General features: G+C 47.0%; 1 protein-coding gene. It reads left to right on the forward strand.

The window, feature by feature from the left end; genetic code table 11:
• Positions 1–472, forward strand: a 472-nt coding sequence (locus ACTHS3_RS16890) for an RNB domain-containing ribonuclease (RefSeq protein WP_440368626.1), incomplete at both ends; no start/stop codon positions are given.

Raw genomic sequence — 472 nt, forward strand, 5'->3', positions numbered from 1 at the left:
GAATTGTTACAAGTGATGATGTTGCGTTCTATGCAGCAGGCGGTTTATGAGCCGCATTGCGACGGTCACTTTGGTTTGGCTTATAGCGCATATACACACTTTACTTCGCCTATCCGCCGTTATCCCGATTTGACGGTACATCGTGCCATTAAGGCTGTGTTGAACGGACAAACTTACCAGCCCAATAAAACCTGGCAGGCTTTGGGTGTACATACCTCTTTCTGCGAGCGCCGTGCCGATGATGCCAGTCGCGATGTGGAAAACTGGCTGAAAACTTATTATATGCGCGACAAAGTTGGCGAAGTCTTCAGTGGTAAGATTTCGGGCATGACCAGTTTCGGCATTTTTGTAACCTTGGACGATATTCATATCGACGGTTTGGTACACATCAGCGATTTAGGAGAGGATTATTTCAACTTCCGTCCTGAAATTATGGCAATTGAGGGTGAACGCAGCGGTGTCCGTTTCAACA

The organism is Neisseria sp. P0009.S007 (genome assembly GCF_051962515.1).